A 6,439-nucleotide genomic window follows, 5' to 3' on the forward strand; every position below is an offset into this window, starting at 1 on the left:
CCGCGCCGCCCGCGCCGAGGCCGAGGCCAAGGCGCAGCTCGCCGAGGCCAACGCAAGGGTCGCGGAGCTCGCCGGAAAGCTCGCGTCGCTCGCCGAGCGCCAGCAGGCGATCGCCGCGACGCCGTGGTGGCGTCGCGGCCGCATGGCCATGAAGCTGCTCGGCCCAGGGGGAGAATAGCGGGAGCCCCGCGGCCCCTTCGATGGGCCGCGGGGCTCTTAGGTTTTCATCGCGGCGGCAGGGTCAGAACGGGTACACGAGCTTGCCGTCGATCTCGACCTCGGCCACGCCGCAGTACTGGTTGGCGCGATCCCAGAACTCATCCAGGCTGCCGCCGGGGCCGACCGCCGCGGCGGGCGGCAGGCGCAGCACCTCGCGGCTGAAGCCTCTTTCGGTGCGGGGCTTGGTCCCGTCATCACCGCCGCCCCTGTCGAACTCGAGGCGGCTCCAGAGCACCGCCGCCGATCCGTCGGCGGTGAGCTCGAGGACGTCCTTGCTCAGCGCCGCCGATCCGTCGGCGCGGGTGTAGTAGCTCTCGACCTTGTTTTTAAAAGTGATGGTGACGTTCATTTCCGATCCCCCAGCAGCCTGTCGACGGCCTCGGCGATCTGGCCGCCGCGGGTGAACGGCGTGCCGTCCGTGTACCGCAGCTGTTCGGTCAGCGCAACGGACAGGGCGCGGCGGCTGTCCTCGGTGTCGAAGGTCATGCCAGCGGTCTGCTCGAGAATCGCACCGACCTCGACCAAGCGGTGCGTGCGGGCCTTCCGCTCGGCCGCGGCCTTCTTCTTCTCGAGGTCCCTCAGCTCCTTCTTCAGCGCGGCGGCGCGAGCTGCCTGCTTGTCGGCCGCGGCCCTCTTCCGTGCAATCTGCTCGTCGATGGATGCCGTCATAAATGACCGCCCTTCCTTGCTCGTTGGCGTTTTGTCTTTGCAGCAAAATATACCCATACTCACGGTAAAATTTCGCGAGCTGGGTATATCACTACCAGAGGTAGTGCGCACTTGGCAGTACTTTTGCCGCGATGCGTCAAAAGTCCTGCACTGCGTGCGGTCTTGGCAGACGGCCCTACGCCCGACCCCGAAGCCGTTCGCCTGAGACGGCTCACGTCTACGGGGTCGTGCTGCGCGGTCGCTGCGCTCCCTTGCACTCCGCGCCGCGGGCACCGTTCGCCGACCGCGGCTCACGGCACTCCGCGCCGCTGCGCGTGGCGCATCTGCGCCCCTTGCCTGAAAGGAACTCGCATGGCCATCTTCCATCTGAACTACCGCGGCTGCTCGCCCGCCACCGGGGCTGGCGCGGTCAGGAAGGCCGCGTACCAGTCGGGCCAGGCGCTTGTGGAAGAGCGGTCGGGGCAGCTCTGCGACTATGCCAGGAAGGAACGCGTCGTCGAGGAGGGTCTGTCTCTGCCCGGTGGCGTGCCGCCCATCGGGCGCGGCGAGCTCTGGAACGGGGCCGAGCGGGCATGGGCCGAGGGCGGCGGCGGCAACGAGCTCGTCGCGCTGCGCTATGAGTTTGCGTTGCCGATCGAGCTCGATGCCGACGGCCGCCGCGCCTGCGTGCGCGACTTCTGCGGGATGTTCCCCGCGAAGGCGTGCGACTGGGCGATACATGACGACGGCAGCGGCGGGAACCCCCACGCTCACGTCCTCGTCTCCGCGCTCGACCTTAGCGCTCAGGGCTTCATCCAGAGGACCAAGGCCGAGAAGGGGCAGTGCTGGTACCTATGCCAGGATGCACATGGGCAGCAGGCACCCATCCGCGCAACCGATTGGAAGGCAGCCAAGGCAGATGGCTGGGAGAAGATATATAACTTCAAGGATGGCCGCCGCCTGACCATGAAGCAGGCGAAGGCCGAGGGCCTGGGCACGAAGGACCGCACGAGTAAGAGGCCAGTGCAGATGCACCGTATCTCTGCCCAGGCCGCGCGCGACGTCGGTAGCGCCGAACTCACGGCCGTCCGCGCGGCCTGGGCAGAGATCGCCAACAGGCACCTCGCGGCACACGCCGCCGCAACGGGAACCACGGCGCAGGTTATCGACCATCGCAGCAATAAAGATAGAGGGCTGGATGAGCAGCCGACCGTGCACGAGGGCGGCACCGGGCTAATCGGGCACGCCGATCGCGTCAAGCTGAATAAAGAGATACGCGACCGCAACGCCCGCCTGCAGGTCCTTCGCGCAGAGCTGCAGCAGGAGGGCGCCGCCCTCGAGCAGCTGCAACGGGAAGTCGCGGAGCTCGAGCGTCAGCGCGGCCGCATCGAGAAGGCCAAACGCGGTCGCGCCCAGGGCAGGCACAGGGGCGCGCTGGCCAAGCGCCGCCGCGTGGCCATGGCCACCGCCGCCGCGGCCGCCGATGTCAAGCGCCGCATGGCCATGGCCGCCGCGGACCAGGTCGATACCCGCGCCGAGATGATCGCCCAGCTCGACGAGCAGATCGCCGACCTCGACCAAGAGATGCGCCACCTGCAGCGCGGCGGCACGGCGCTCATGATGTCCAGCAATCTGATCAAGGCGACCGAGCTCGCCGCGGACCGCAGGAGGCTCGCCGACGAGCGGGCGCGTCTCGCGGGCGAGGACACCTCGCCGCGCAAGCCCGAACCGCCGCGGCCCGGGCAGAACCGCCCCCGCGGCCACAAGCCCAAGCACTAGCCGCCGGACGGTAGCTTCAGCTACCTTGGCGGCGGCTTTGGCAACGGCCGCCCGCAGCGGCATCCCGACCGTTCGCGGCTGCCGCGGCAGTGGCGAAAAAAATATTTTGGATGGGTCGCGCGTGTAAATATACGCGTGCATGTGCGCCTGCGCGATGGCACGTCTGACCTGCGATAACTAGACTTTTTCGGACTTTTTCGGAGCCGTACGCTTAGGCTGCGCCACGGACGGTGGCGCAGGGTTCAAGGCAAGGAGGTTGTCATGGTCAGGGTTCGTCTTGAGGGCCTGCCCGACGAGGTTCAGCGCATCGCCGACGCGATGCAGGCGGCTGGGTGCGTGCTCGAGCGTTCGCGCGAGTACCCCAACCGCGGCGGGAGCGGGTACGTGCGCGTATACCTCGACTGCGATCTGCCCGAGGAGGTCGAGGACGATGATTAACATCGACGGAATCGAGTACCGCACTGCTGCACAATGGGAGAAGAAGCACCGCCACGTGCTCAAAGGCCAGCTCAAGAAGGGTGTCGAGCGCTCCTGGCGCTCGCCCAACGGTAACGAGACGATGATGTTCTACAACATCGAGCAGACGCGCACCTGGGCGAAAAAGGACGTCGAGGCGGTCAACCGCCGCCGCCGCGCCGACGCCAAGGCGAAGCGCGAGGCCGAGGAGCGCGGGCGCATCGAGGGTGCCGCCCGCGCGGAACAGCATCGCAAAGACCTTCTCGATTGTTGGGGGGCTCACATCGACGAGGAAACCTTGCAGGGGGGCCGCCGCGACCATACCGCCTACCAGTGGTGCGATCTCGGCTTCGTCCCGATTGCCGAGGCTCGGTGGCGGCTTACCCGATACGGAGGCAATTCCGCATGGTATTACTGCTCTCCCTGGGATGTGCGCTATGACCCAGACCGCGCCAAGGAGCTGCTGGAGACGGGGCCGCACGAGTACGACAGGCTGCCCGACGGTCGCCCGTACGATGGGCGGCCGTGGTGGCAAGCGTAAAAAACGGGGAGGGTCAAAACCCTCCCCGTTTCGTCAGCGGTGTCGAGCAGCCTACCTGCGAGTCCTGTAGACCCTGCTTCGGTGGTCAACATCGACAACAAGGATGACGAGAACATCGTCCTCGATATCGGCGACTATCCGATAGTCGCCGACCCGATAGCGCCAGAGGCCTGACTTGTTCTCGGTCAATCCCTTCCCCATGCTTCTCGGGTCTTCGAGCTGTGAAATCTCATGAAGTTTCGCCACGATCCTCCTGGCGATCTGCTTGTCCAGCTTCTTCATCGAGCGCTGGACGTCCTTGTCGATCTCAATCCGCCAGGCCAAGGCTTTCCTCCAGCTCGTCGAGCGTCACGGTCTCGAGCCTGCCGGCCCGGTAATCCTCGACCTTCTTCAATAGGCCGTATTCGTACTCAAGCCTGTCAATCTCGGCAGCGAGTGCTTCTGTCATGTAGAAAGTCTTCGTGCGTCCCGTTGATTTCGCCAAACGGTCGTACCTGATTGCCAAGTCCTCGGGCATCCTCAATGCCGCGGTAGCAGTTGCCATGACGCACCTCCCAATCATCTGTATAACACGTTATACATTCTAGCACACCATTCGCCGTGTAGATGTAAAACACGTTATACAGATGGTCGCGGGGGTGTAAAATAAATATATTGATAATATACGTCCTGTATAGGCAGGGCCTTACCCCTCGGGGGCGGCTGGTATGTGGGGTGGTGTTCAGTGGCAGATCGCAGGAAGAAACCGGAGCATGATGACGCCTGGTGGGCAGACCAGCGCCATGCCTACATCGAGAAGAACGACATCCTTCTGTCCGACTATCCGTCCTGGGAATGGGTCAGCCCGTACGATTTTTGGAGGACCATCTTCCCCGAGGGCTTCCTGCAGCCCCGCGGCGAGGAGGTCCCGTGGCGCGAGAATGGCGGCGGCCATCCCAACGGCATCGCCATCCAGATCACCAACAGGACCAAGACGGTCAAGACCAAGACGGGCCGCAAGCGCGACGTCCCCGTGGTAGAGCGGTTCACGTTGACCGACGACCTGGACGGCGTGATGGAGCGCGTCGTCGACTCGAACAGGAAGAACGAGTCCGTCTTCTGCGCGCCCGTGTCGTTTTTCGGCAAGAGCCGCGTCGCCGAGAACGCCCGGTTCCTGCATGCTTTCGCGATCGACCTCGACGGCGTCGGCGTGCAGGAGCTGAAGAACATGCTGAAGCAGTTCCGCAACGGCCGTGACCCGAAGCTTGCCGCGGACAAATGGGTGTCCCTCCCCCAACCGACCTTCCTCGTGAACTCGGGTACGGGCTTCCACCTCTACTACGTCCTCGACCAGCCGATTCCGCTGGTCCCGCGCATCGTGCCGTTCGTGCAGGAGATCAAGGCGATGCTCACTGACTACATCTGGCGCGATACCGTCTCGACGCTCGAGGACGTCCAGCACCAGGGCATCTACCAGCCCTTCAGGATGCCCGGCACCCCGACGAAGCTCAATGGCAAGGCCGTCGGGTCGAAAATCAAGGACAAGTACGAGGCCGTGGCGTTCGTCCACAACGGGGAGGACGGGAAACCCTGGCGATGCAGCCTCGACTACCTGCTGGGATACGCCGGGGTCCGCGGCGGCAAGGACCGCGCCGAGCTCATCGAGCTCATGCGCACCGCCGGGCGTACGCCCATCGAGCGCGCCAAGAAGCTCTGGCCGGAGTGGTACCAGGCGCGCATCGTCGAGGGCAAGGCCCCCGGCCGCTGGACCTGCAAGCGCGACCTGTACGACTGGTGGCTCGGCGAGGTCAAGACGAAGGCCACCGACCACCACCGCTACTGGTGCCTGAACGTGCTCGCGGCGTACGCAAAGAAGTGCGGTATCCCGTACGAGGAGCTCGAGGCCGACGCGCTCGCGCTCGTGCCGACGCTCGAGGACCTGACCGAGCGCGAGGACAACCACTTCACCGAGGAACACGCGCTCGCGGCCATCGAGGCGTACTACGACCCCATCATCCACAAGCTCACCCGCGACCGCATAGAGCGGCGCACCGCCATCGAGCTGCCGAAAAACAAGAGGAACGGGCGATCTCAGGCGAAGCACCTTGAGGGTGCACGGGCTATTCGCGATATTAACAACGACAACTGGCGTGAAGGAAACGGGCGAAAACCGAAGGCCGACCTCGTCCGCGAATACGCCGCGGAGCACCCCGACGCCAACCATAGTGAGATCGCCCGTGCTCTCGGCATCTCACGCCCGACCGTCATCAAATGGCTGCACGATGCGCCGGAGGCGGAAAGGCCGAATGGTTCGTGCGACTCGGCGATGGTCGAATTCAGGGACGCCATCCGCACCTGTTTCGAGTTCGCTGCCGTCGACGGAACCTTGGTGCTCCCCATAGAAAGAGCCCCATCGGAACGGGAAAAACGGGAACGGGAAACGGTAAAATCATCGGGAACCACTGGGAAAATTCCCGATAGTTCCCGGGAAAAGTTCCCGATTGACGATAGGTTGACCAATGGGCATAACGAAGCGTGAAATAGCGTCTGAGCTGGGAGTTTCCAAGCGAACAATAGCTAACTACATCGGTAAACTGGGACTGGGAAACCACGTTTCCCGAAACGGGAACACCGACATTCTCGATGACTTCGCCGCGGCGGCTATCGCCGACGCGCTGAAGAACCCCGAGAAACCGTCCCGCCAGCCAGCGGTCGCGGCGCCCGCCCCGGACTCCCTGGCCGACTCCCTGGCCGCCCAACTGGAAATCGAGCGGTCCCGCAACGCCGAGCTGATGGAGGCGCTTGCGGTCGAGCGCG

General features: G+C 64.6%; 9 protein-coding genes. 5 read left to right on the top strand and 4 right to left on the bottom strand.

Annotated elements, in window-relative coordinates:
• Nucleotides 1-241: 241 nt before the first annotated feature.
• Both DWW73_RS09865 and DWW73_RS09870 read right to left on the bottom strand, forming a co-directional pair.
• Nucleotides 242-568, bottom strand: coding sequence for a hypothetical protein (locus DWW73_RS09865; protein ID WP_117736964.1), 327 nt, complete (start codon nt 566-568; stop codon nt 242-244).
• On the bottom strand, nt 565-888 hold the full coding sequence (locus DWW73_RS09870) for a hypothetical protein (RefSeq protein WP_117736965.1): 324 nt from the start codon (nt 886-888) through the stop codon (nt 565-567). The genes DWW73_RS09865 and DWW73_RS09870 overlap by 4 nt, the downstream gene beginning before the upstream one ends.
• A 111-nt stretch (nt 889-999) precedes the next feature.
• Between DWW73_RS09870 and DWW73_RS09875 the strand changes: the two genes are divergently transcribed.
• From DWW73_RS09875 to DWW73_RS09880, 3 genes are all read left to right on the top strand, one after another.
• Entirely contained in the window at nt 1,000-2,646 is a 1,647-nt protein-coding gene (locus tag DWW73_RS09875) for a MobA/MobL family protein (protein WP_147343559.1), read from the top strand.
• Nucleotides 2,647-2,907: 261 nt separating this feature from the next.
• Nucleotides 2,908-3,084: a hypothetical protein gene (locus DWW73_RS10180; protein ID WP_158563815.1), complete on the top strand. Its 177-nt coding sequence runs from the start codon at nt 2,908-2,910 to the stop codon at nt 3,082-3,084.
• Nucleotides 3,077-3,643 (top strand): hypothetical protein, encoded by a 567-nt coding sequence (locus DWW73_RS09880; protein WP_117779472.1) that lies wholly within the window; start codon nt 3,077-3,079, stop codon nt 3,641-3,643. Before DWW73_RS10180 ends, DWW73_RS09880 begins: the two co-directional genes overlap by 8 nt.
• 51 nt (nt 3,644-3,694) lie before the next feature.
• On the opposite strand, the gene DWW73_RS09885 is transcribed toward DWW73_RS09880, so the two are convergent.
• Together DWW73_RS09885 and DWW73_RS09890 are read right to left on the bottom strand one after the other, a co-directional pair.
• On the bottom strand, nt 3,695-3,925 hold the full coding sequence (locus DWW73_RS09885; protein WP_233509205.1) for a type II toxin-antitoxin system RelE/ParE family toxin: 231 nt from the start codon (nt 3,923-3,925) through the stop codon (nt 3,695-3,697).
• A 25-nt stretch (nt 3,926-3,950) separates the two neighbouring features.
• Entirely contained in the window at nt 3,951-4,187 is a 237-nt protein-coding gene (locus tag DWW73_RS09890) for an antitoxin (RefSeq protein ID WP_084591886.1), read from the bottom strand.
• Between the two features lie 180 nt (nt 4,188-4,367).
• Here DWW73_RS09890 and DWW73_RS09895 point away from each other — a divergent pair, with 180 nt between their 5' ends.
• Both DWW73_RS09895 and DWW73_RS09900 read left to right on the top strand, forming a co-directional pair.
• Nucleotides 4,368-6,161, top strand: coding sequence for a hypothetical protein (locus tag DWW73_RS09895; protein WP_117779473.1), 1,794 nt, complete (start codon nt 4,368-4,370; stop codon nt 6,159-6,161).
• Nucleotides 6,142-6,439: hypothetical protein (locus DWW73_RS09900; protein WP_147343560.1), on the top strand; the 298-nt coding region annotated here is incomplete at its 3' end. The genes DWW73_RS09895 and DWW73_RS09900, both read left to right, overlap by 20 nt.

Source organism: Collinsella sp. AF16-8 (assembly GCF_003462695.1).
GTDB lineage: Bacteria > Actinomycetota > Coriobacteriia > Coriobacteriales > Coriobacteriaceae > Collinsella.